General features: G+C 56.5%; 1 rRNA gene (running past one end of the window). It reads right to left on the bottom strand.

Annotation, left to right across the window (positions count from 1 at the left end):
- Positions 1 to 35 precede the first annotated feature (35 nt).
- Positions 36 to 1,863: ribosomal RNA gene (locus tag MRBLMG1_RS34985) — 23S ribosomal RNA — on the bottom strand (it continues 1,375 nt past the right edge of the window).

The raw sequence follows: 1,863 nt of genomic DNA, 5'->3' as shown, positions 1-1,863 counted from the left end.
TTGCTTCAGAACTAACACAGTGGACGCGAGCAACTGAGGACAAGCCCTCGGCCTATTAGTACCGGTCAGCTCCACCCATTACTGGGCTTCCACATCCGGCCTATCAACCCAGTCGTCTACTGGGAGCCTTACCCTCTCAAGGAGGTGGGAATACTCATCTTGAAGCAGGCTTCCCGCTTAGATGCTTTCAGCGGTTATCCCTCCCGAACGTAGCCAACCAGCCATGCCCTTGGCAGGACAACTGGCACACCAGAGGTTCGTCCGTCCCGGTCCTCTCGTACTAGGGACAGCCCTTCTCAATATTCCTGCGCGCGCAGCGGATAGGGACCGAACTGTCTCACGACGTTCTAAACCCAGCTCGCGTACCGCTTTAATGGGCGAACAGCCCAACCCTTGGGACCGACTCCAGCCCCAGGATGCGACGAGCCGACATCGAGGTGCCAAACCATCCCGTCGATATGGACTCTTGGGGAAGATCAGCCTGTTATCCCCGGGGTACCTTTTATCCGTTGAGCGACGGCGCTTCCACAAGCCACCGCCGGATCACTAGTCCCGACTTTCGTCCCTGCTCGACCCGTCGGTCTCACAGTCAAGCTCCCTTGTGCACTTACACTCAACACCTGATTGCCAACCAGGCTGAGGGAACCTTTGGGCGCCTCCGTTACCCTTTGGGAGGCAACCGCCCCAGTTAAACTACCCATCAGACACTGTCCCTGATCCGGATCACGGACCGAGGTTAGACATCCAGCACGACCAGAGTGGTATTTCAACGGCGACTCCACCATGACTGGCGTCACGGCTTCAAAGTCTCCCACCTATCCTACACAAGCCGAACCGAACACCAATATCAAACTGTAGTAAAGGTCCCGGGGTCTTTCCGTCCTGCTGCGCGAAACGAGCATCTTTACTCGTAGTGCAATTTCACCGGGCCTATGGTTGAGACAGTCGAGAAGTCGTTACGCCATTCGTGCAGGTCGGAACTTACCCGACAAGGAATTTCGCTACCTTAGGATGGTTATAGTTACCACCGCCGTTTACTGGCGCTTAAGTTCTCAGCTTCGCCAAGACGAATCTTGACTAACCGGTCCCCTTAACGTTCCAGCACCGGGCAGGCGTCAGTCCGTATACATCGCCTTACGGCTTCGCACGGACCTGTGTTTTTAGTAAACAGTCGCTTCTCGCTGGTCTCTGCGGCCACCCCCAGCTCACGGAGTAAATCCGATCACCAGTGATGGCCCCCCTTCTCCCGAAGTTACGGGGGCATTTTGCCGAGTTCCTTAACCATAGTTCACCCGAACGCCTCGGTATTCTCTACCTGACCACCTGAGTCGGTTTAGGGTACGGGCCGCCATGAAACTCGCTAGAGGCTTTTCTCGACAGCATAGGATCATCCACTTCACCACAATCGGCTCGGCATCAGGTCTCAGCCTTAATGTGTGACGGATTTGCCTATCACACGGCCTACACCCTTACCCCGGGACTACCACCGCCCGGGCTGGACTACCTTCCTGCGTCACCCCATCGCTTACCTACTACCACCTTGGGTCGACGGCTCCACCACTTTCCTTTCCCCGAAGGGTCCGGAACGGCTTCACGGCCTTAGCATTAATGGGCTCGATATTGGGCGTTTCAAAGCGGGTACCGGAATATCAACCGGTTGTCCATCGACTACGCCTGTCGGCCTCGCCTTAGGTCCCGACTTACCCTGGGCAGATCAGCTTGACCCAGGAACCCTTAGTCAATCGGCGCACACGTTTCTCACGTGTGTATCGCTACTCATGCCTGCATTCTCACTCGTGAACCGTCCACAACTCGCTTCCGCGGCTGCTTCACCCGGCACACGACGCTCCCCTACCCATCACA

It is taken from the genome of Streptomyces sp. LMG1-1-1.1 (genome assembly GCF_040815545.1).
Taxonomy (GTDB): domain Bacteria; phylum Actinomycetota; class Actinomycetes; order Streptomycetales; family Streptomycetaceae; genus Streptomyces.
This window is presented reverse-complemented; position numbering and strand designations above follow the sequence as displayed.